Here is a 21241-nt window from a genome sequence, read left to right as displayed (position 1 = left end):
CCCCACAGGCACGCCGCGTGCAAACCCGCGGGCACGCCACAGAAGGCGGCACCCTGTGATCGCCCCGCCCCCCGGCCCGCCCGCCGACAACCCCCGCCAGCCGACGCACCCGCTAGCCGACGCCCCCGCTCTTCCCCCGCTCGACGACCTTCCCGCCGTCCACCCCAGCGGGGTCATCGGGGTCATCGGGGTCGTCGAGGTCATCGGGGTCGCCAGGCTCGGGATCGGCGTCGACGTCCTCGGCAACGTCGAAGGGCACGACCTCGTCCGGATCGAAGTCCAGTTCCGCGTCGAGGTCGGGGTCGAGGGGATCGAGGTCGTCGGAGTCGGCGCCTCGGCGGATCCGTGCGGGGCGTACCCGGTCGTCGGCCTCGTCGATGTCGTCGTCCGTGTCGTCGTCGAAGACCGCGCTGACGTCGAAGCGGCAGACCACCCGCTGGGTGTCGGGCTGGTCGAAGGGGGACTCCAGCCACTCGCCGGGTTCCGCGGGCTCGTCCGCAGCGGTGACCCACAGCGTGGAGTCGCCCTCCTCGAGGCCGAACTCCTTGTGCCGGGAGGCGATCTCGTCCGGTTCGAACTCGCCGAAGAGCAGTCCGAGCGCGCCCGGCACGGTGCCGGAGAGGCGGCTCGACTCGACGTCCTCGTCCGCGGCCTCGACCCGCTCGGCCTGGGCGATGAGCCGCTGCGGCTCCACGACTGCGTAGTCCCGCCGGATCAGCACGCTCAGGGCGTTCGGCTCCGCCGGTCCCTGATACGGCGGCAGGGCGTCCTCGGCCCCCGGGATCTCGAAGGGAGTGACCTCGTCGTACCGGTCGTAGAGCAGTTCGTCGTACGCCTCCGCGGCGGCGGCCAGCTCGTTGAACGCCTCGTAGACGTCGGGATCGTCCTCGCCCGACCTGCGTTCGACCGCCGCAAGGTGGCGGTCGAGCGCGGTCTTGACCGCCTCGGCGGCGGCGCGTACCTCGGCAGCGGTGGGCTGCGCAGCATCAGACATAGTGCAGACGCTATCCGTACCGGGCCGGTGCCCGCACAATAGATGCGATGCCGGAATACGAATTTGTCGACGTGTACGTTCCGCGCGGGGTGTCCCGTAAGGAGGCCACTCGTCTGCTGACCGACCACGCAGAGTACGGACACTGGGAGCTGGACCGTCTCAGCCTGCACGCCGACGGCAGTCGGCGGGTGCGGCTGCGGCGGCGCATCATCCGCCAGGTGCGGGCCACTTGGTGACGGGCGGTACGCGAACGGAGCGGGCCCCGCGATCGCGGGGCCCGCTCCGTTGCGCCTGACGGCCGGAGCGCGCTCAGCCGACCGGAACCCGCCGCCGAGTGCCGGACGCGCCCACATGAGGCCCGCCCGCACCAGGCAGGCCCGAGCCGAGCGTCTGCACGTTCAGGCCGAGCGTCTGCACGCCCGAGCCGAGGCCAGGCACACCCGTGTCGAGCACCGGCACGCCGGTGTCAGGCACGTGCCCTCCGGTACAGGACGGTGCCCGCGAGCAGCATGCCCGCGCCCACCGGCAGCGCGATGCCGAGCGGCAGAGTGCCGCCGGTCTGCGCCAGCTCGTCCTTGCCCTCGGGCGGCACGACCGTGTGGGCGATCGGCTCGTTCGGCTTGCCGGCGCGGTCCGGCTGCTGCTGCTCGGGCTTGTCCGGCGAGCCGGGCTCCTGCGGCGTCCCGGGGTTGCCGGGCTGCTCGGGCTTGACCGGCTTCTCCGGCTTGCCGGGGTTGCCCGGCTCCTCGGGGCTGCCCGGCTTGCCGGGCTCCTCCGGGTTCCCGGGCTTGCCGGGCTCGTGAGGCTTCGTGGGCGGCTTCTCCCCGGGCCGGGTGGGGCCGGACTCGTTGGTGCACTCGTTGGCGAGGGCGGGGTTGCCGACGCCGACCACGCTGACGCTGTTGCCGCAGACGTTCACGGGTACGTCCACCGGCAGCTGGATGTTGTTGCCGGAGCCCACGCCCGGTGAGCCGACGGCGTGTCCGTCGGCGGTGGAACCGCCGCCCGAGGGCTTGCCGCCGTGGTCGTCGCCGTAGCCGCCGTTGTGGCGGCCGCCGGACTTGTTGGCACAGCTGTTGCCCATCGCGGGGTTCAGGAGCCCGACGACGTTCACGGTGTTGCCACAGACGTTGACCGGGACGTGCACGGGGAGCTGGACGGAATTGCCGGAGATGACTCCGGGGGAATCCGCACTGCCGCCGTGGGCGTTCGAATCGGCTTGGGCATAACCACCGGTGACCGCGAGCACGCCGGTGGCGGCCGCAACGGTGATCAGGCCTTTGCGCGTGACCTGTCGCATAGCTTGTTCCTGCCTTGCCTTCCGGAAATGCGCACGGGCCCAGTGCGCCGTGCGCCCAATGGCCGTCGGCCCCGGAGCGCGTCACAGGCACTCCGGGGCCGACGGACTTCACACCCTCATGGGGCGAGGCCCCTCATAGGGCTAGGCCCCTCACGGGGTGAGGCACAGCGGCATCACTTGTTGATGCAGACGTTCCCGAAGGCGGGGTTCAGCAGCCCGATGACGGAAATCGTGTTGCCACAGGCGTTCACCGGGATGTGCACCGGCACCTGGACGGTGTTGCCCGAAACGACGCCCGGGGAGCCGACAGCGGCGCCCTGCGCGCCGGCGTCGGCGGTAGCGATGCCCGCACCGGCGAGCACGAGACCACCGGTGGCTACCGCAGCCGCGACGACCTTCTTGATCATTATTCCTCCTAGTTGGCAATGCGGTCCCAGCCGCGGACCGCACCACCTGTAACGAGGGGGAATGGTGGGGGCTACGTGAGCAAAGCTGCTTTCACTCTTTTCGGTCGGTTACGCACGCACGGTCGATTATTGAAGATTCGTTTCGGCCGCGGCGCCTGCCCGCGGGTTCGGCAGGCAGCGGCGAAAAGCCCACGTAGAGCGGACGTACAGCCGACGTGAAGCCGACACGGCGCGGAAAGCGTGAAGGAACCGATTGTCATTCAGGACGCGTCGATGAACCGGTCAAGGACACGTACACCGAACTTCAGTCCTTCGACCGGGACCCGCTCGTCGACGCCGTGGAACATGCCCGCGAAGTCCAGCTCCGGCGGCAGCTTCAGCGGAGCGAAGCCGAAGCCCCGGATGCCGAGGTCGTCGAAGGACTTGGCGTCCGTGCCGGCCGAGAGCATGTAGGGGACGGCCCGCGCGATCGGGTCCTCGGCCCGCAGCGCCGACTGCATGGCGTCCACGAGCGCACCGTCGAACGTGGTCTCCAGGGCCTTGTCCGCGTGCACGTCCTCGCGCCGGACGTGCGGACCGAGGATGCGGTCGAGGTCGGCCAGGAACTCCTCCTCGTACCCCGGCAGGAAGCGGCCGTCGACGTGGGCGGTGGCCTGCCCGGGGATCACGTTCACCTTGTAGCCCGCGCCGAGCTGGGTCGGGTTGGCGGTGTTCTGCAACGAGGCGCCGATCAGCTTGGCGATGCCGCCGAGCCTGGCGAGGGTGGCGTCCATGTCCTCCGGGTCGAGCTCGGTGCCGAGGGCGTCGCCCAGCTCGTCGAGGAAGTGCCGCAGCGTCTTGGTGACGCGGATCGGGAACTTGTGCCGCCCGAGCCGCCCGACGGCCTCGGACAGCTCGGTGATCGCGTTGTCCTTGTGGATCATCGAGCCGTGTCCCGCGGTGCCGTCCACGGTCAGCTTCATCCAGTGCATGCCCTTCTGGGCGGTCTCCACGAGATAGAGGCGCAAGTTCTCGTTGACCGTGAAGGAGAAGCCGCCGACCTCGCTGATCGCCTCGGTCACGCCCTCGAAGAGGTCCGGGTGGTTGTCCACCAGGTGGCGCGCGCCGTACGTGCCGCCCGCCTCCTCGTCGGCGAGGAACGCGAGCACTATGTCGCGCGGCGGCTTGCGGCCGCTGCGCAGCCGGTCGCGTACGACCGCGAGGGTCATCGCGTCCATGTCCTTCATGTCGACGGCGCCCCGGCCCCACAGACAGCCGTCGGCGATCTCCCCGGAGAAGGGGTGGTGCGTCCAGTCCTGGGCGTTGGCGGGTACGACGTCGGTGTGGCCGTGGATGAGCAGCGCGGGCCGCGAGGGGTCCTCGCCCTCGATGCGCGCGACGGTGGAGGCACGCCCCGGGTGGGATTCGAAGATCTGCGGTTCGAGTCCCACCTCCGCGAGCTTCTCCGCGACGTACTCGGCCGCCTTGCGCTCCCCCGGGCCGGAGTGGTCCCCGTAGTTGCTGGTGTCCATCCGGATCAGGTCCCGGCACAGGTCGACGACCTCGTCCTCGCCGGAGACGCCCGGCGCCCCGTCCGCCCTGCCGCCCGTGGTCGGCTCGCTCACGCTGTTCCTCCCGCTGTTGCCCTTACGGTCCCTCCCATCCTCCCGCGCCGCGCCTCCGCGCCCAAGGCCCGACGCCCCTCGTCATACGCCGTTCACCCACGGGACCCGTGTGATCAGGGGCCCTCGAATGTTTGCTATGGTTTTCCACGTCGCCGCGGGAAACCGCGACAGACCACCGGTCCGGGTGGCGGAATGGCAGACGCGCTAGCTTGAGGTGCTAGTGCCCTTTATCGGGCGTGGGGGTTCAAGTCCCCCCTCGGACACCAGCAAGAACAGCCCCTCAGCAGGGGCTTTCTTCATTTCCGGGCAGTGCCGCGCCCCACCACGTGACCAACGGCCCGGGCATTCCCCCTGCGATGGACGCCTGCCGCCCGCCCCTCCCCGACCTCCAGCCCGGCCGGTTCGCCGCCTTGGGGACCGTAGGTGCCCGGGATGGCGGGACCGGGAGCGAACAGCAGTAGGAGGAGGCGCTCCCGGGTGGCCGCGGCGGTGGCAAGGCCGACGGCGAGCGGAAGTTTCACGAAGAGGCTGAAGGCCTTGCGGAGCGGGGTGCGGGCGCCCGCAGCGGGCGAAGTCGCCTATGTACGCGGCCGCCCCGCGGTCGTGCCAGGCCTCGAACTGCCGGGCGACCGGCGGGGTTTGAGCCCGTCAGGGTCGCGCTACGGGCCCGGGCGCGGCCCGCCGACGGTTCCGGGCGCGTCTTCTTCTCCAGCGGCTCCGCCTGCCGGGACCCCCGGATAGCCGGGTCCCGACGAGTGACGCCGGTCGGCCCGGCATGTCGGGTCGGCCCTTCCGCTCAGTCGATGAAGTCGCCGTCCACGTACACCCACGCTCCGTCGACGCGCTCGAAGCGGCTGCGCTCGTGCAGCGAGTCGGGACGGCCGCCGTCGGTGTAGTGCGCGCGGAAGGTGACGGTGCCGGTGGTGTGGAAGGCGGTGCCGTCGGCCGTCTCCTCGATGTCGAGCCCCCGCCAGCGCATCGCCGGGTCGAAGTCGACGCGCGGCGGGCGGGTCCGGGGGTGCCAGGTGCGCAGCAGGTACGCCTCGTCGCGGCGGGCGAAGGCGGTGAAGCGCGAGCGCATCAGTTCCTCGGGGGTCGTGGCGGTGGCCTCGCCCCTGTGCATCGGGCCGCAGCAGTCCTCGTACGGTACGGGGGTGCCGCACGGGCAGGGTGTGGGCTGGGGGGTGGTGCGGCCTTGGCCGGGGCGGCGGGGCTGTCGGGGCATGGGGACATTCTGCCCCCCCGGGGAGTCGCGGGGTCGTCTGCCGGGGGTCTGCTCTCTTGCGGCTGCGGCCTCGTCGTGGCTGGGCGCGCAGTTCCCCGCGCCCCTTTGGGGCGTCGTGGCTGGGTGCACGGTTCCCCGTGACCCCTTTGGGGCGTCGTGACTGGTGCGCGGTTCCCCGTGGCCCCTTGTGGGGTGTCCTGGGTGGGCGCGCGGCTTCCGCGCTGCCCCGGCCGGTGCGGTCAGCGGGTGGGGGGAGGTGGGGCCAGGATGTCCAGTTCCCGCAGGGCGCCCTCGGCGATCTCGCGGGTGAGGGCCTCGGCGCGGGGTCCGTCGCCCTCCCGTACCGCTTCGGCGACGCGCACGTGCAGGGTGACGGCGGCCGGGTCGGGGTCCTCGAACATCACGTCGTGGTGGGTGCGGCCCGCCAGGACCTCGGCGACCACATCCCCGAGCCGGGCGAACATCTCGTTGCCGGAGGCATCGAGGACGATGCGGTGGAAGGCGATGTCGTGCACGAGGTACTCCTCGAGGCGGCGGCCCCGCGAGGTGGCGACCATGCCGAGCGCGCACTCGGTGAGGGCCGCGCACTGCTCGGCGCTCGCGTGCCGCGCGGCCAGGCCCGCGGCCACCGGTTCGACCGCCGAGCGCAGGACGGTCAGGGAGCGCAGCTGGCGCGGGCGGTCGGCGCCCGCGAGGCGCCAGCGGATGACCTGCGGGTCGTAGACGTTCCACTGCGCGGCGGGCAGCACGGTCACGCCGACGCGGCGGCGCGACGCGACCAGGTGCATCGACTCCAGGACGCGCACCACCTCACGCATCACCGAACGTGACACTTCGAACCGCTGCGCGAGTTCGTCCGTGCGCAGGACGCTGCCGGGCGGGTACTCGCCGGCGGTGATGGCGGGCCCGAGGCTTTCCAGTACGCGGGCGTGCAGCCCCCGGGCCTGTGCGGTCATGACGTCAGCGTACGAGGGAGGGACTGTGGTCAAAAAGTCAGACTTTTACATCACAGGCTCTTGAATTCGTCAGACCTAATGGGTTTCAGTGGCGTGAACCGATCGATGTCGACGAGGACAGCGAGGCAACAGCAGCCATGAGCACCACCCACGTCGTCGTAGTGATGGGCGTAGCGGGCACCGGGAAGACCACGGTCGGCCCCCTGCTCGCGGCCCGGCTCGGTGTCCCGTACGCCGAGGGCGACGACTTCCACCCCGCGGCGAACATCGCCAAGATGTCGGCCGGCACCCCGCTGACCGACGAGGACCGCATGCCGTGGCTGGATGCCATCGGCGAGTGGGCCCACGGCCGGGCCGGCCTCGGCGGCGTGGTCAGCAGTTCCGCGCTGAAGCGGGCCTACAGGGACCGGCTGCGAACGGCGGCCCCCGGCCTCGTCTTCGTCCACCTCACCGGTGACCGGGCCCTCATCGAGGACCGGATGTCCCACCGCGAGGGCCACTTCATGCCGACCAAGCTCCTGGACTCGCAGTTCGCCACGCTCCAGCCGCTCGGTGCGGACGAGGCGGGCGTCGCTGTCGACGTCGCGGGGAGCCCCGAGGACATCGCGGACCGGGCGGTCACCGCGCTCACCCGGCTCGACGGCTGACCACCCGACGGCCGACCACCGGCTCCTTCCGGACCTTTGGGGCTCCTCCCTGACCCTCCGGATCCGCGGGGCTCCTCCCAAGCCCTTCCGGGTCTTCCCAGACCCTTCCGGGCCCTTCGGGCTCCTCCCTGACCCCCCCGGGTCCTTCCGACTCCCCTCCCCTGCTCCCCTGTTCTCCTTCTCGCTCCCCCTGCACACAGCACCCTCACGTCCACGTACAAGGAACCCACCGTGACCAGTCTCAGCGTCGAGATGTTGGCAGCGGACCCCGTCGAACCGATCACCTCGGCGGGCCATGCCCAGCTCGGGATCGCCGTCCTCGCGGGCATCGCCGTCATCGTTCTGCTCATCACGAAGTTCAAGGTCCACGCCTTCCTGGCGCTGACCATCGGTTCGCTGGGGCTCGGCGCCTTCGCGGGTGCCCCGCTCGACAAGGCGATCAGCAGCTTCACCACCGGGCTCGGGTCCACCGTCGCGGGCGTCGGCGTGCTGATCGCGCTCGGTGCGATCCTCGGCAAGCTGCTCGCCGACTCCGGCGGCGCCGACCAGATCGTGGACACGATCCTGGCCAGGGCGGGCGGGCGTGCCATGCCGTGGGCGATGGTCCTCATCGCCTCGGTGATCGGGCTTCCGCTGTTCTTCGAGGTCGGCATCGTGCTGCTGATCCCGGTCGTCCTCATGGTCGCCAAGCGCGGCAACTACTCGCTGATGCGGATCGGCATCCCCGCGCTCGCCGGTCTGTCCGTGATGCACGGCCTGATCCCGCCGCACCCGGGCCCGCTCGTCGCCATCGACGCCGTGAAGGCCAACCTCGGCGTGACGCTCGCCCTCGGTGTGCTCGTCGCCGTCCCCACCGTGATCATCGCGGGGCCGTTGTTCTCGAAGGTCGCCGCGCGCTGGGTGGACGTGGCGCCGCCGGAGAAGATGATTCCGCAGCGGGCCTCGGAGGACCTGGAGAAGCGGCCCGGGTTCGGGGTCACGGTCGCCACCGTGCTGCTGCCCGTCGTCCTGATGCTCGCCAAGGCGCTCGTCGACATCGTCGTGGACGACCCCGATGCGACCGTGCAGCGGGTCTTCGACGTCGTCGGGTCGCCGTTGATCGCGCTGCTCGCCGCGGTGCTCGTGGGCATGTTCACGTTGGGGCGGGCCGCGGGGTTCACCAAGGACCGCCTCTCCTCCACCGTGGAGAAGTCGCTCGCTCCCATCGCGGGTGTGCTGATGATCGTCGGGGCGGGGGGCGGCTTCAAGCAGACCCTCATCGACGTGGGTGTCGGGCAGATGATCCTCGACTTCTCCGAGGACTGGTCGATTCCCGCGCTGCTGCTGGCCTGGCTCATCGCCGTCGCGATCCGGCTCGCCACCGGGTCGGCCACCGTCGCCACGATCTCGGCGGCCGGGCTCGCGGCTCCGCTGGCCGCGGACATGTCCACCGCGCACACGGCGTTGCTCGTGCTGGCCATCGGGGCCGGGTCGCTCTTCTTCAGCCATGTCAACGATGCGGGGTTCTGGCTGGTGAAGGAGTACTTCGGTCTTGATGTCGGGCAGACCGTCAAGACGTGGTCCGTGATGGAGTCCATCATCTCGGTGGTGGCGCTCGGGTTCGTGATGCTGCTTTCGCTGGTGTTGTAGGGGGCTGGGGGTGGGCCCTGCCGGGGGCTCCCCAGTCCCGCCCCTTCCCGTAACCAGGGGCGCTGCGCCCCCTGGACCCCAGCCTTGTCGGCGCTCCGCGCCTCGTCCTCAATCGCCGGACGGGCTCGTTCGAGCCCGTCCGGCGATTGAGGACGAGGCCGCAGGCCGACCCCCGCTAGGCCCCCCGGCCAGAACCCGCCGCTTTCTCCAACTGGAACGCCTCGTTCCCAAGCCCGATACGCGCATGCGCCGCAGGCCGGGCCGACTTCAGGTACGCCCCGTACGCGAGCCCCACCACCGCCGCCGACGCGATGATGCCCGGCAGGACCCAGCCGAGGGTGGAGTCGGGGCCCGCACCGACGAGGACGTCGAAGTCCTTGACGGTGTAGCCGGCGATGCAGAGCAGGGCGACGGCGGCGAGTGCCGAGGCGGTGATGCGCCAGATCTGGACGCGGGCGGCGCCCCGCCGGACGAAGAAGACGATCACGGCTACGGACGCGGTGGCCATCAGGAGCAGCACGCCGAGGGCGCCGACGTTGCCGCCCCAGGTGAACAGGTGCAGGACGGGCGCGGTGGGGTCGCCGTGCGGGCCGTCGTCGGTGAGGGCGAAGCCGATCACGATGACGACGGAGACGACGGTCTGGAGCAGGGAACCCGTGCCGGGTGCGCCGCTGGCGCTGTTGGTGCGGCCGAACGCGGCGGGCAGCAGGCCCTCGCGGCCCATGGCGAAGGCGTAGCGGGCGACGACGTTGTGGAAGCTGAGGACGGCGGCGAACATGCCGGTGACGAACAGGACGTGCATCACGTCGGTGAAGGTGCCGCCGAGGCGGGGTTCGGTGAGCCCGAACAGCAGGCCCGCGCTCTGCTCCCTCGCTGCGGGCACGATGCCGGAGGGCCCGGCCGCGACCGTGAGGGCCCAGGAGCTGAGGGCGAAGAAGACGGCGACGAAGCCGACGGCGAAGAACATCACGCGGGCGACGACGACCTGGGGGCGGCTGGTCTCCTCGGCGTACACGGGTGCCTGTTCGAAGCCGGTGAACGCCGCTATGCAGAAGCACAGCGAGGTGGCGACGCCCGCGCCGGTGAGGGTGTCGGGGTTGAAGGCGTGCAGCGAAAGGCCCTCCTTCGCCGGGTCGGCGACGGCGGCGACGTCGAAGATGACGACGAGGGCCACCTCGATCAGGAGCAGGACGCCGAGGACGCGCGCGTTCAGGTCGATCTTCAGCAGGCCGAGTGCGCCGACGAGGGCGACCGCGGCGAGCGCGGGGATCCACCAGCCGACGGTGATGTCCAGGTACTTGTCGAGCAGCCCCGACACCTCGAAGCCCAGGATGCCGAACAGGCCTGCTTGCAGGGCGCTGTAGGCGACGAGCGCGACGGCGGAGGCGCCCGCGCCGACGGTGCCGCCGAGGCCGCGTGCGATGTAGGCGTAGAAGGCGCCGGCGTTGTGGACGTGCCGGCTCATCTCCGCGTACCCGAAGCTGAACAGGGCGAGGACGACGCCCAGTATCAGGAACAGCAGGGGCTGGCCCACGACGCCCATCACGCCGTAGGTCGTGGGCATGACACCGGCGACGACGAGGAGCGGCCCGGTGGCGGCGAGCACGGAGAGCAGCAGGCCCGCCGTGCCGAGGCGCCCCGCCCGCAGGGCGCGTTCCTCGCCCTTGTAGGTGTTGATGCCGCCTCGTGGCGAGGCCTTCCTGCCCCTCGATCCGGTGCCGCCGCGGAATCCCGCGCTGGCCGCGCTGGTGCTCGATCTGCCCGTCGCCATGGTGCGGTGGTCCTCTCCGCCCGTCTGGGGGCCGTTGGTCTCTCAGGTCTTGCCGAGTGCCGCGTCGCGGGCGGCGTGGTAGGCCCGGTGCGGGTCGCGGTCCGGATACGACCAGGGGACTTCGGTCGGGTACCGGCCGATGCGGTGGAACAGCGCGGCGGCCTCGGCCGCCCGCCCCTCGCAGAACGTGGCGTGCGCGAGGTAGTTGAGGTCGACGAAGGCGCGCGGGTGCACCGACTCGTGCGGCATCTCCCACTCCAGCCACCAGTCGAAGGAGGCCTTCATCACCTGCCGGGCCCGCCGCGTCGACCAGTGCCCGGAGGCCACCGGGTCCTTGTTCTCGGTGCCGGTGGTGGCGAGCACGCGGTAGCGCTCGGTGTGCGCGATCACCGGGAGCACGGCCAACGGGGAGTGGTCGGGGGCCAGTTCGGCCGCCCAGGACGCGAAGTCGTAGACCTCGTGGAGCGGGTCCTGCCCGGCACCGGGCCGCCGTTCGGCGAGCCGGGCGACCATCAGGTGGTGCGCGTGGTGGTGCTCGGGGTGCCGGTGCCGCACCTCGTCGAAGAGGCGTACGACGTCCTCCTCGTGGCCCAGGGAGCGCTCGAGGAGCAGCAGCGCGAGCCAGGGGGTGGGGTCGGCGGGGGTCAGGGCGGCCGCCTCGCGGCAGGCGGCGCGGGCCTTCTCGGAGCGTCCCTTGCCGCGCAGCGCCCGGTGCACGGCGGCGAAGGCGAGCAGGACCGCGGCGTCGGCGCTCTCCGGCTCCGTGATCCGCCAGTCACGGGCCCAGGCCGCGGTCGTGGGCTCGCGGCCGAGGGCGTCGCAGCGGTGGCCCCTGCGGTCCCAGTCGTCGCCGGTGTCGGCGAGCAGGTCGCGCACCTCGGTCCAGCGCCCCTGCGCGAGGGCGGTGCGGGCGGCGACGAGTTCGGCGTCGTCGAGGGCGGCGTCGAAGCCGTGCGCGGCCTTCTTGCGGTAGCGGCCGAGCGGCGGGGGCGGAGGTGGAGACACCGCGGGACGTCCTCCCCGACGCGTTGGGCGAGCGTGTGATCACGCACAGCCAACCGGTAGGTGACTCTCCGCGTCAAGACTCCGTCATTGTTGAAACCTTGCCCGACCCCTTACCAGCGCTTCTTCGTCCGTTTGTGCCCCCCTCGCGTGCGGCCGGTAGGGATGCGATGCCAGTCAACCTCCGCGCGTCAGGCCCGACTTGGCCCTATCCGACTGACTTCGCCGCCGCCCGCCCGGCGGCGCGCCCCGAGAACAGGCAGCCGCCGAGGAACGTCCCCTCCAGGGACCGGTAGCCGTGCACTCCCCCGCCGCCGAACCCCGCGGCCTCCCCGGCCGCGTACACCCCCGGCAGCGGGTCGCCGCCCTCCTGGAGGACGCGCGAGGACAGGTCGGTCTCCAGGCCGCCCAGGGTCTTGCGGGTGAGGATGTTCAGCCGGACGGCGACGAGCGGTCCCGCGTCGGGGTCGAGGAGGCGGTGCGGCGCGACGGTGCGGATGAGCCGGTCGCCGATGAACCTGCGTGCCCCGCGGATGGCGTTGACCTGGAGGTCCTTGGTGTACGGGTTGACGATCCCGCGGTCGCGCGCGGCGATGGTGCGGTGCAGCAGGGCCTCGTCGATGAGGGGTTCCTCGGTGCGGGCGTTCATGCCGCGCACCAGGGCGCCGAGGTCCCGTTCGACGACGAAGTCGACGCCGTGGTCCATGAACGCCTTGACCGGTCCCGGTACGTCGGCCCGCGCCCGTTCGACGACGCCGCGCACGGACCTGCCGGTCAGGTCGGGGTTCTGCTCGGAGCCGGAGAGCGTGAACTCCTTGCCGATGATGCGCCGGTTGAGCACGAACCAGGTGTGGTCGTACCCGGTGCCCATGATGTGGCTGAGCGTGCCGAGGGTGTCGAAGCCGGGGAACAGCGGTACGGGGAGGCGGTTGCCGCGGGCGTCGAGCCACAGCGAGGACGGTCCCGGCAGGATGCGGATGCCGTGCCTGTCCCAGATCGGGGCCCAGTTCTCGATGCCTTCGGTGTAGTGCCACATGCGGTCGCGGTTGATGAGGTGGCCGCCGGTGCGTTCGGCGATGCCGAGCATGAGGCCGTCGACGTGTGCGGGCACCCCGGAGATCATCTTCTTCGGCGGGCTCCCGAGGCGCTGCGGCCAGTTGGCGCGGACCAGGTCGTGGTTGCCGCCGATGCCGCCGGATGTGACCACCACCGCCTGGGCGCGGAACTCGAAGGAGCCCGTCACCTCGCGGCTGCTGGCCTTGCCCCGCTCGACGCCGGAGGGTTCGAGCACCTCGCCGGTGACGGTGTCCACGACGCCGCCGGTGCGGGTCAGACCCGTGACCCGGTGGCGGAACCTGAACTGGACGAGGCCCCGGTCCACCCCCTCCTGGACGCGCCGGACGAAGGGGGCGAGGAGGCCGGGGCCCGTGCCCCAGGTGATGTGGAAGCGGGGCACCGAGTTGCCGTGGCCCTGGGCGTCGTAGCCGCCGCGCTCGGCCCAGCCGACCACGGGGAAGAAGCGCACGCCCTGGCCGTGCAGCCAGGACCGCTTCTCGCCGGCCGCGAAGTCGACGTACGCCTCGGCCCACTTGCGCGGCCAGTGGTCCTCCTCGCGGTCGAACCCGGCCGTGCCCAGCCAGTCCTGGAGGGCAAGCTCCCGGTGGTCCTTGATGCGCAGGCGGCGCTGCTCCGGGGAGTTCACGAAGAACAGGCCGCCGAAGGACCAGTGCGCCTGGCCGCCGAGGCTCTGCTCCGGTTCCTGGTCGACGAGGATCACCCGGCGGCCCGCGTCGACGAGTTCGGCGGTCGCCGTGAGCCCCGCGAGGCCCGCGCCGATCACGATGACGTCTGCGTCGTAGGCCATGGGGCTCCTTCAAGGGTGTGCCGCTGCCGGGCGGGGGGGGGTTACCGGTGGGTCAGATCCTGGGTCGGGCGAAGGGCGCAGTCAACCTCTCCTGCGGGTCCTTACGGTTGGATGGCGGCATGAGCGCAGATGTTTCCGCAGGCCGGGACGGCGACCCGGCGGACGAGATCCTGGACGTCGTCGACGAGCACGACACCGTGGTGGAGCAGGTGCCGCGCGGCGAGGTCTACGCCCGCGGCCTTCGGCACCGCTGTGTGTTCGTCGAGGCCCGGGACGCCGAGGGCCGCGTGTTCGTGCACCGCCGCACCCCGACGAAGCTGGTCTTCCCCTCCCTGTACGACATGTTCGTCGGCGGCGTCGTCGGGGCGGGCGAGTCGTACGACGACGCGGCGCTGCGCGAGGCCGAGGAGGAGCTGGGGGTGAGGGGGCTCCCCCGTCCCGTGCCGCTGTTCAGGTTCCTGTACGACGACGGCGCGGGCCGCACCTGGTGGTCGGCGGTGTACGAGGTGCGGTGCACCGAGCCGGTGGCCCCGCAGGCCGAGGAGGTCGCCTGGCACGACTTCCTCACCGACGGGGAACTCGCGGCCCGCGTGGGCGAGTGGGACTGGGTACCGGACGGCCTCGCGGCGTACGAGCGCCTGCGGGCCCTGCGGGGCCAGGTGGGCCCGCCCTCCGGCGGCTGAGGACGAGGCGCGGAGCGCCGTTACGGGATCCGGCGCGGAGCCCCGGGCGGAAGGTATGCCTATCGTGCAGGTGTGATCACTTTCGTACAGAGCCTGCGGCTGTGGTTCGCCCCCGGGCGGATCCGGGAGGAGGGCGAGACGCCCGACTACCGTTTCTCGCTCGCCAACGAGCGAACCTTCCTCGCCTGGCTGCGTACCGCGCTGGCCCTGATCGGCGGCGGGTTCGCCGTGGACCAGTTCCTGCCCGACCTGCGCTGGGGGGCGCGCGTCGGCCTCGCGCTCGCCCTGCTCGTCGCGGGGGTGCTGTGCGCGCTGCGCGCGGTCGACCACTGGGTGCGCTGCGAGCGGGCCATGCGGCGCGGTGAGGACCTGCCCGTGTCGCGCTTCCCCGCTCTGCTCGGAGCGCTGGTGGCGGTGGTCGCGCTCGCCATGGTGGTGATCGTGGTGTTCGGGTGGGAGGGGTGAGCGGGGCACGGGCCGGACCGCGGGACCCGGGGCTCCAGCCGGAGCGGACCCGGCTCGCATGGCGGCGTACGACGCTGGCGTGCACGGTGGCCACGGCGCTCGGGGTGCGGGCGGCGCTGCACGACGGCGCGTCGGCTGCGGACGCCGTCACGTGTGGGCTCTGCCTGTTGCTGTGGCCGTGCTTCCTGGCCGTCGCGCACCGCAGGATGACGGCACTCAGCACGGCACGCCCCCGCCCGCTCGGGCCGTGTGTCGCCGTGGCCGCGGCCCTCGGCGCCACGTTCCTCGCGGTGTGCGCCATGGGGATGCTCTTCACCTGAGGCGGCGCGCACACGACGAGAGGCCGGGCCCTCGAAGGGCCCGGCCTCTCGGACGGCGAGCCGGCGCCTACCAGTAGGTGCGCGTGATCGTGTCAGGCAGGTGTCCCTGCCGCTCCCGCTCCTGGAAGATCACCGAGGCGGCCATCAGGAAAGCGCGCCGGATTCCCGGGTCCGGGTCGGGATTCTCCACATTTCCGACGTTCTTGTCGAGGAGCATGGCGCCGAGAGGACGTCCCGCCGCCGTGCACGGGCGGGCGACCGACTCCCCCGGGTCGATCAGAACGTTCCCGGTGACTCCTTCCGCGGTCTCCCACGTGTAGACGGCGGAGCCCGCTTCGAGAGCAGCGACCTTTTTGCACGTCAGGGATGCTGTCATCACCGAAACCCTATCCCGTCCGCCGCGGGAGCGTGCTCGTCCCAGGTACGACCCGCGTCCAGGGTCGCCTGGTGGGCCCGGCGGTAGTTCTGATCCCCGTGCTGCCGCATCCAGTTCGACTCGTACAGCTCATGGGCCAGCAGATCGAAATCGCTGGGGTGCGGATTTCCGTCCTGGAGGCGTTCCCACGCCCTGGCGATGCGCGGATTCGCGTCGAATCGCATCATGCCCGCGTCGAGCTGGTGCGTCTCGATGAACAGGTGCCGGTAGATCTGGTTGATGTCGGCCGCGGAGTAGCCGTGCGAGGCCGCGGACTGTGCCACCCGGTCGAGCTGGGCGTCGGCGCGGATGGCGTGATAGGCGTGGTCCGCCCACTCCAGCTCGAAGTCCATCTCGCTGCGCGGCCTGCGGAAGGCCGAGCCGCCGGACTGCAGTTCCCGCTCCGTGGCCACGGCGGTCCGCCGCCACCCCGTGAGTCCGCCGACTCCGGTGAGGACGAGTTGCTGTGCGAGTTCGTCGGCGGTGTCGGCGTACAGGTCGGCGAGGGCGTCGCAGCCCTGCTGCCGGAGCATCGTCTCGGCGCGGTAGAGCCGGTAGGCGGGACGGACGGGCAGGTACTTGTCGATGAAGGCGCCCGCGCCGCCGTTCTCGCCGGTGGCGGCGTTCCTCAGGTCCCCGAGGAACACGAACGGCGACTTGGCGACGTCGACGAAGGCGTCCTTGAAGATGCCGAGCGCCTCGCCGACGTTGTCGACCCGCTCGTTGTCCGGGTCGCCCGGGGACAGGCCGCTGGGGTCGGTGAGCGCGCTGGGCACGTTGTCGGCGTAGGCGTACGCGGAGACGTACGGAGCCGTCAGGTCCCTGGCGGCCGGGTCGGGCCGGGTGAAGCGGCCCGTGGCGGTGTCGTACTGGCGGGCGTGCAGGTCGAGGTTGCCGGTGGTGGGCTCGTGCCGGGCGCCGGTGTACCCCGGGGTGCTCGCGGGCGCGCCGCCGGTGGCGGTGGCGAGGACGCGGGTGCCGAACGAGTCGTAGGCCCAGCGCTGGTGGAGGGCGCCGGTGCTGGACGTGACGTCGACCGGGGAGCCCTGGGTGTCGTGGTGGTAGTAGAAGAGCTCCCCGGCGCCGTTCTTGGTGGCCGTGGGCTGGCCGAGGGGGTCGTAGCGGTAGGACTGCTTGACGGCCCAGGCGCTGTCGTACTCGGTGGCGAGGAGCGGCAGCGGCGCGTTGGGGTCCCACTGGGTGCGGGATGTGACGTCGCTGCCCTTGCGGGTGGTGACCTGGTTGCCGCTCGCGTCGTGGTCGTAGCCGTACGCGGTGCCGCCCACGGTGGCGGCGGAGATCTGTCCGGCCAGGTCGTAGGTGTAGGTGTCGGCGCCGGCCTTGGTCCGGTTGCCCTCGGCGTCGTGGTCGTAGTCGGTGGTCGTGGTGCCGGTGGTGGCCGAGGTGAGCTGGTCGGCCGCGTCGTAGGCGTAGCCGGTGGAGGCGTCGCCGAGGGTGGAGGTCAGGCGGTTGCCGACCTTGTCGTAGGTGTAGGTGGTGGCGCGGGCGGCGGGGCAGCCGGTGGCCCAGGGCTGCGGGGCGCAGCCGGCGGTGAGCCGCCCGGCCGCGTCGTAGGAGAGGTCGTAGCCGCCGGTGCCGACGCCGGCCCGGGTGACGTCGACGCGCTCTGGCAGGCCCGCCGCGGACAGCGTGAGGGCGGTCCTTGTGACCGTGGTGCCCGCCTTGCTCGACGTCACGGCGGTGACCCGGCCCGCCCGGTCGTAGCCGCGGTCCTCGGTCTCGGTGTTGGGCAGCGCCGACTTGACCAGGTGGTTCGCCGGGTCCCAGGTGTACGCGGTGGTCTTGCCGTCGGCGGCCGTGGTCGCGGTGCGGCCGTCGTCGTCGTACGTGTACGTGAGGGTGTTGCCGTCGGAGTACTTGCGGGTGAGCATCCGCCCGGCGGCGTCATAGGTGTAGCCGAAGCCGCGGGTCTTGGTCAGCCGGCCGACCGGGTCGTACCCGAAGTCCTCGGACATCTTGGCGTTGGCGCGGGCGGTGAGCCGCCCGGCGTCGTCGTAGCCGAAGGTCGCGTCGGGGGTGTCGTCCGAGTAGTCGGTCTTGGTGAGCAGGCCGCGCGGGTCGTAGCTGTAGGCGGTGGTGCCGCGCGGGGTGGTCTTCGCCGTGACGTGTCCCTCCGCGTCATAGGTGTACGACGTCTTGCGCTTCAGCGGGTCGGTGACCGAGGTGAGGCGGTGCACCGCGTCGTAGCCGTAGACGGTGACGTGGCCGCCCGCGTCGGTGCGCTCGGTGAGGTTGCCGAGCTTGTCGTGACCGTAGGCGGTGACGGCGCCGCCGGGAGCGGTGACCTTGGTGAGCTGGTCCAGGTCGTCGTAGCCGTAGGTGGTGGTGCGCCCGTCGGCGTCCTTGCGCTCGACGACCTTGTTCAGGGCGTCGTAGGCGGTGGTGGTCACCCCGCCGAGCGGGTCGGTGACCTTGGTGGGGTTGCCCGCCGGGTCGTAGCCGTACACCGTCGTGTACTGGCCGGGGTCGGCGCCGGTGGCGTTTCCGCGCGGGTCGACCGAGGTGGCCCGGCGGCCGTCGCCGTCGTAGGTCCAGCTCGCCCTGTGGCCGAGCGGGGAAGTGCGGCCGGTCAGGTTGCCGTCGGCGTCGTAGGCGTACCTCGTGGTCTTGCCCAGCTCGTCGGTGCTGCTGCTGAGGCGGTTGTTCTCGTCGTATACGGCGGTGGTCGACTTGTTCGCGGCGTCGGTGGTCCTGGTGACGTTGTCGTTGGCGTCGTAGGTGTAGCCGGTGGTGTGGCCCAGCGGGTCGGTGACCACGAGCGGCCGGTTGACGGCGTCGTACGTCGTCCTGGTCGTCGCGCCGGTGGGCCCTGTGGTCTTTGTCAGGTTGCCGGCCGCGTCGTACGCGTACGTCGTGGTGTGGGCGGCCGGGTCGGCGCCGGAGACGTTGCCGCGCGGCGAGACGCTGCTGAGCAGCCGGCCCGCCTTGTCGTACGTGTAAGGACGCGGCCGGCCTTGTCGTATGTGAACGTCGTCCTCTCGCCGAGCGGCGTGGTGACCGACGTCCGGTTGCCCGCGGAGTCGTAGCCGTAGGCGGTGACTTGCCGCGCGGGCTTGTCATCGTCTCCAACTGGCCGAGCGCGGTGTACTTGTAGAGGGTCTTGCCGCCCTTCGGGTCCGTCGCCGACGTCAGCCGGTTCGCCGTGTACCCGTACGTCGTCCTGTGGCCGCGGCCGTCGGTGTGGCTGGTGAGGTTGCCCGCGGTGTCGTAGCCCCAGCTCTCCTTGTAGCCGAGCGCCGCCGGCGAGGTGCGGGTGAGCATGCGTCCCGCGCCGTCGTACGTCATCTCGGTGGTGTTGCCGCGCTGGTCGGTGATGGCGCTGGGGCGCAGTCTGCGGTCGTAGTCGTAGGTGACGCTCCTGCCGTACGGGTCGACCGTCTTCATCAGGACGTTCGCCGCGTACACGTCCGTCCACACGCCGCCGTCGGGCGCGGTGGTGTGCGACTCGCCGCTCTTGCCGTCCCAGGTGAACGTGGTGGTCCTGCCGTTCTGGTCGGTCTGGGACTTCACGCGGCCCGCGCCGTCGTAGACGTTCTTGACCTCACCGCCCGCCGGGTCGGTGTAGGACTCCAGGCGCTTGTTCGTGTCGTACGCGTACGAGGACTTCCGGCCCGCCGGGTCGGTGACCGAGGTCAGCAGGCCACCGGTGTAGCCGTAGGAGACGGAGGTGCCGTCCGGCAGCTCCACCTTGGACAGGAGTCCGTCGGCGCCGGGCGTGAAGGTGGTGGTGCGGCCGCCCGCGTCCTTGACGGAGGCGAGCTTGCCCGAGGCGTACGTCAGGTTCAGGCCCTTGCCCGCCGCGCCGACGACGGAGGTCAGCAGGCCGGCGCCGTCGAAGGTGCGCACGGTGTGGTCCGGGGTGGTGACCGTGTACGTGCCGGAGCCCTTGACCAGCTTGGCCGCTGTGCCCGCCGGCGCGGTGTACGTGCCGTCGCTCGCCTGCGTGAACACGAACGACGCCCCGTCCCCCGTCCGGTACGTCGCCTTGCCCGTCGCGAGGGTGAGGCGTGCGTCGAACGGTGTCGTCCAGCCCCGTCCGAGCAGACCGGCGGCGGTCACGTCCGAGCGGTAGGTGCGCTCCAGGGTCAGCGGCACGCCGGGGCCCGTCAGGGAGGCGTCGGTGAGCTGCTCGTAGAACACGCCGGTCGCCGTGTTGACGGGGTCGGCGCGGTGGGCCTGCGCGTAGCAGGCGCAGATGCCCGCGGCGGCACCCGGGATACCGGGCGTGTAGAACGCCTCCACCAGCGGCGACTTGGTGCCGCCCGGGCTCGATGAACCGTCGGAGCTGTTCAGGAAGACCCAGGCGGAGTACTTCTTGCCGTCCGCCAGGATGCCGCCGAGCTCGCTTCCGGCCCACCAGAAGCACTGGTCGGTCGGATAGGAGTTGCCCGGCCACCAGTCGTAGCACCAGGCGCCGGTGTCCGGGGTGTCCCCGCTGGGGTCGTCGGTGGCCTTCTTTTCGCGAGCTGTCTGCGGCGCTCGGCCAGCGTCATGGCCTTGGGGGGATCGGGCAGGTCTTTCGCTGTACGCGGTTCGACCTGGGCGACACCCGCCGCGGGCGCGGCGTCGGGTCGGTCCCGGGTCACCGCCGAGGAGGGGGCGGTGTTCGCCGTCGAGAGAAGGACGAAGGCCAGGAAGGCCAGGACGAGTCTTCGCGCTTGTGCGCGCATGGTGCATCACCTGTGAGGCAGCAGTGAACAGAGCCTCGGTGATGTTGATCCGCAAACTGTTCGTACCAACGCGCGATACGGGGTTCGGCCGGATCACGACGACGGGGTGGACGGGGAAGAGGGAGAACACTCCTGCTCAGGGAGTCGGGCGGTGGCAGGCCAGTGATCAAGTTGGCGTGGACACAACTATCCGCGCGGATCGGGGCGCGTGAACAGGGCGTTTCCGGTGGAGAACCCCAGGGCGTCCGGACCCCGAACGGGCGTGATGGGCGTGACGGGCGTGACGCCGTGGGGCCGCCCTGCGGACGACGAGGGGAATGGCCGGACCGGCCCTAGTCCGCCCAGTCCACCGTCACCACGATCTTCCCCCGGGTGCGGCCCTGCTCGATCAGGCGGAAGGCGTCCGCCGCGCGGTCGAGGGGGAACGTCTCCTGGACGTTCACGGTGAGGACGCCCTGCTCGGCGAGTTCGGTGAGGCGGGTCAGGTCCTCGGCGTCGGGGCGTACGAAGCAGTACTGGCCGCCGAGGTCGACGACGGCGCCGTCCGCGACGGAGGCGAGGCGGCCGTCGGCGGCGAGGAGGTCGGCCGAGGTCTTGAGCGTCGCGCCGCCGATCGTGTCGAAGGCGGCGTCGACGCCGCCCGGGGCGAGCGCGGCCACGCGCCCCGCGAGCCCGTCGCCGTACTCGACCGGCTCCGCGCCCAGGTCCCGCAGATAGGCGTGGTTGCGCTCGCTCGCGGTGCCGATGACCCGGGCGCCCGCGTGCCGGGCGAGCTGCACGGCGAAGGAGCCGACCCCGCCCGCTGCGGCGTGCACCAGCACGGTGTCGCCCTCGGTGACGGAAAGGGCCTTGTGGATCACCTGGTAGGCGGTGAGCCCGGCCAGGGGCACCCCCGCGGCCTCGGCGAAGGACAGGTTGCGGGGCTTGCGCGCGAGCGTGCGCACGGGCGCCGCCACGTACTCGGCGAGCGTGCCGCGCGACAGGAAGTCCTCACGTACGTAACCGATGACCTCGTCACCGACGGCGAACTCCGGCGCGGCCGCACCTGGCTGCACCACCACCCCGGCCACGTCCCAGCACGGGATCACCGGGAAGACGGCGTCCAGGGCCTGGTCGAGGTACCCCTCACGGCACTTGTGATCAACGGGGTTGAGGGCGGCGGCCCGTACCTTCACCAGGACGGAGTCGGGGCCGACCTTGGGGTCGCGCACGTCGCCGTACTCGAGGACCTCGGGCCCGCCGTACGCCTGGTAGCTGATCGCCTTCAT

The 21241-nt window shown here is 71.6% G+C and carries 18 protein-coding genes, 1 tRNA gene and 1 pseudogene; 7 read left to right on the top strand and 13 right to left on the bottom strand.

What is annotated here, in order from left to right; genetic code table 11:
- Window positions 1-112 precede the first annotated feature (112 nt).
- Window positions 113-994, bottom strand: a complete 882-nt coding sequence (locus ACH4DX_RS29250) for a hypothetical protein (protein ID WP_398157358.1) — start codon at window positions 992-994, stop codon at window positions 113-115.
- 47 nt (window positions 995-1041) lie between these two features.
- On the opposite strand from ACH4DX_RS29250, the gene ACH4DX_RS29245 reads away from it, so the two are divergent.
- Window positions 1042-1230: a DUF5703 family protein gene (locus ACH4DX_RS29245; RefSeq protein WP_016641768.1), complete on the top strand. Its 189-nt coding sequence runs from the start codon at window positions 1042-1044 to the stop codon at window positions 1228-1230.
- Between the two features lie 73 nt (window positions 1231-1303).
- Here ACH4DX_RS29245 and ACH4DX_RS29240 read toward each other — a convergent pair whose 3' ends face one another.
- The 4 genes from ACH4DX_RS29240 to ACH4DX_RS29225 all read right to left on the bottom strand — a co-directional run bounded on the left by ACH4DX_RS29240 (window position 1304) and on the right by ACH4DX_RS29225 (window position 4305).
- Window positions 1304-1468 carry a hypothetical protein gene (locus tag ACH4DX_RS29240; protein ID WP_398157357.1) on the bottom strand — a complete coding sequence of 55 codons (165 nt, stop codon included), beginning with the start codon at window positions 1466-1468 and terminating at the stop codon, window positions 1304-1306.
- A complete protein-coding gene (locus ACH4DX_RS29235) occupies window positions 1461-2294 on the bottom strand; it encodes a chaplin family protein (protein ID WP_398157356.1) in 834 nt (277 codons plus the stop codon). The genes ACH4DX_RS29240 and ACH4DX_RS29235 overlap by 8 nt, the downstream gene beginning before the upstream one ends.
- A gap of 173 nt (window positions 2295-2467) precedes the next feature.
- The gene (chpH, locus tag ACH4DX_RS29230) at window positions 2468-2701 is read right to left on the bottom strand and encodes a chaplin ChpH (protein ID WP_398157355.1); all 234 of its coding nucleotides are present in this window, start codon (window positions 2699-2701) and stop codon (window positions 2468-2470) included.
- A 260-nt stretch (window positions 2702-2961) separates the two neighbouring features.
- The gene (locus ACH4DX_RS29225) at window positions 2962-4305 is read right to left on the bottom strand and encodes a M20/M25/M40 family metallo-hydrolase (RefSeq protein WP_398121594.1); all 1344 of its coding nucleotides are present in this window, start codon (window positions 4303-4305) and stop codon (window positions 2962-2964) included.
- A gap of 178 nt (window positions 4306-4483) precedes the next feature.
- On the opposite strand from ACH4DX_RS29225, the gene ACH4DX_RS29220 reads away from it, so the two are divergent.
- Window positions 4484-4571: transfer RNA gene (locus tag ACH4DX_RS29220), tRNA-Leu, on the top strand.
- 530 nt (window positions 4572-5101) lie between these two features.
- On the opposite strand, the gene ACH4DX_RS29215 is transcribed toward ACH4DX_RS29220, so the two are convergent.
- Window positions 5102-5530, bottom strand: coding sequence for a YchJ family protein (locus ACH4DX_RS29215; protein WP_398157354.1), 429 nt, complete (start codon window positions 5528-5530; stop codon window positions 5102-5104).
- A 239-nt stretch (window positions 5531-5769) separates the two neighbouring features.
- Entirely contained in the window at window positions 5770-6486 is a 717-nt protein-coding gene (locus tag ACH4DX_RS29210; RefSeq protein WP_398121590.1) for a FadR/GntR family transcriptional regulator, read from the bottom strand.
- Window positions 6487-6623: 137 nt separating this feature from the next.
- Between ACH4DX_RS29210 and ACH4DX_RS29205 the strand changes: the two genes are divergently transcribed.
- Together ACH4DX_RS29205 and ACH4DX_RS29200 are read left to right on the top strand one after the other, a co-directional pair.
- Window positions 6624-7133, top strand: coding sequence for a gluconokinase (locus ACH4DX_RS29205; RefSeq protein WP_398157353.1), 510 nt, complete (start codon window positions 6624-6626; stop codon window positions 7131-7133).
- 231 nt (window positions 7134-7364) lie between these two features.
- On the top strand, window positions 7365-8762 hold the full coding sequence (locus ACH4DX_RS29200) for a gluconate:H+ symporter (protein ID WP_398121587.1): 1398 nt from the start codon (window positions 7365-7367) through the stop codon (window positions 8760-8762).
- 175 nt (window positions 8763-8937) lie between these two features.
- Here the strand turns inward: ACH4DX_RS29200 and ACH4DX_RS29195 are convergent, their stop codons facing one another.
- The 3 genes from ACH4DX_RS29195 to ACH4DX_RS29185 all read right to left on the bottom strand — a co-directional run bounded on the left by ACH4DX_RS29195 (window position 8938) and on the right by ACH4DX_RS29185 (window position 13399).
- Window positions 8938-10533 carry an APC family permease gene (locus tag ACH4DX_RS29195; RefSeq protein WP_398157352.1) on the bottom strand — a complete coding sequence of 532 codons (1596 nt, stop codon included), beginning with the start codon at window positions 10531-10533 and terminating at the stop codon, window positions 8938-8940.
- Between the two features lie 42 nt (window positions 10534-10575).
- On the bottom strand, window positions 10576-11538 hold the full coding sequence (locus ACH4DX_RS29190; RefSeq protein ID WP_398121584.1) for a hypothetical protein: 963 nt from the start codon (window positions 11536-11538) through the stop codon (window positions 10576-10578).
- Between the two features lie 205 nt (window positions 11539-11743).
- Window positions 11744-13399, bottom strand: a complete 1656-nt coding sequence (locus tag ACH4DX_RS29185) for an FAD-binding dehydrogenase (protein ID WP_398157351.1) — start codon at window positions 13397-13399, stop codon at window positions 11744-11746.
- Between the two features lie 119 nt (window positions 13400-13518).
- Between ACH4DX_RS29185 and ACH4DX_RS29180 the strand changes: the two genes are divergently transcribed.
- The 3 genes from ACH4DX_RS29180 to ACH4DX_RS29170 all read left to right on the top strand — a co-directional run bounded on the left by ACH4DX_RS29180 (window position 13519) and on the right by ACH4DX_RS29170 (window position 14867).
- Entirely contained in the window at window positions 13519-14082 is a 564-nt protein-coding gene (locus ACH4DX_RS29180; protein ID WP_398157350.1) for an NUDIX hydrolase, read from the top strand.
- Between the two features lie 72 nt (window positions 14083-14154).
- The gene (locus tag ACH4DX_RS29175) at window positions 14155-14547 is read left to right on the top strand and encodes a YidH family protein (protein ID WP_398157349.1); all 393 of its coding nucleotides are present in this window, start codon (window positions 14155-14157) and stop codon (window positions 14545-14547) included.
- Entirely contained in the window at window positions 14544-14867 is a 324-nt protein-coding gene (locus ACH4DX_RS29170; protein ID WP_398157348.1) for a DUF202 domain-containing protein, read from the top strand. Before ACH4DX_RS29175 ends, ACH4DX_RS29170 begins: the two co-directional genes overlap by 4 nt.
- Window positions 14868-14934: 67 nt before the next feature.
- Here ACH4DX_RS29170 and ACH4DX_RS29165 read toward each other — a convergent pair whose 3' ends face one another.
- The 3 genes and pseudogenes from ACH4DX_RS29165 to ACH4DX_RS29155 form a co-directional block, all read right to left on the bottom strand.
- Window positions 14935-15243: a hypothetical protein gene (locus ACH4DX_RS29165; RefSeq protein ID WP_398121576.1), complete on the bottom strand. Its 309-nt coding sequence runs from the start codon at window positions 15241-15243 to the stop codon at window positions 14935-14937.
- Window positions 15243-19761: pseudogene (locus tag ACH4DX_RS29160) on the bottom strand (DUF6531 domain-containing protein); the annotation flags it as partial. The pseudogene ACH4DX_RS29160 and the gene ACH4DX_RS29165, both read right to left, overlap by 1 nt.
- A gap of 544 nt (window positions 19762-20305) precedes the next feature.
- On the bottom strand, window positions 20306-21241 hold the full coding sequence (locus ACH4DX_RS29155; protein WP_398121896.1) for an NADP-dependent oxidoreductase: 936 nt from the start codon (window positions 21239-21241) through the stop codon (window positions 20306-20308).

It is taken from the genome of Streptomyces sp. NPDC017940 (assembly GCF_044328435.1).
GTDB lineage: Bacteria > Actinomycetota > Actinomycetes > Streptomycetales > Streptomycetaceae > Streptomyces.
This window is presented reverse-complemented; position numbering and strand designations above follow the sequence as displayed.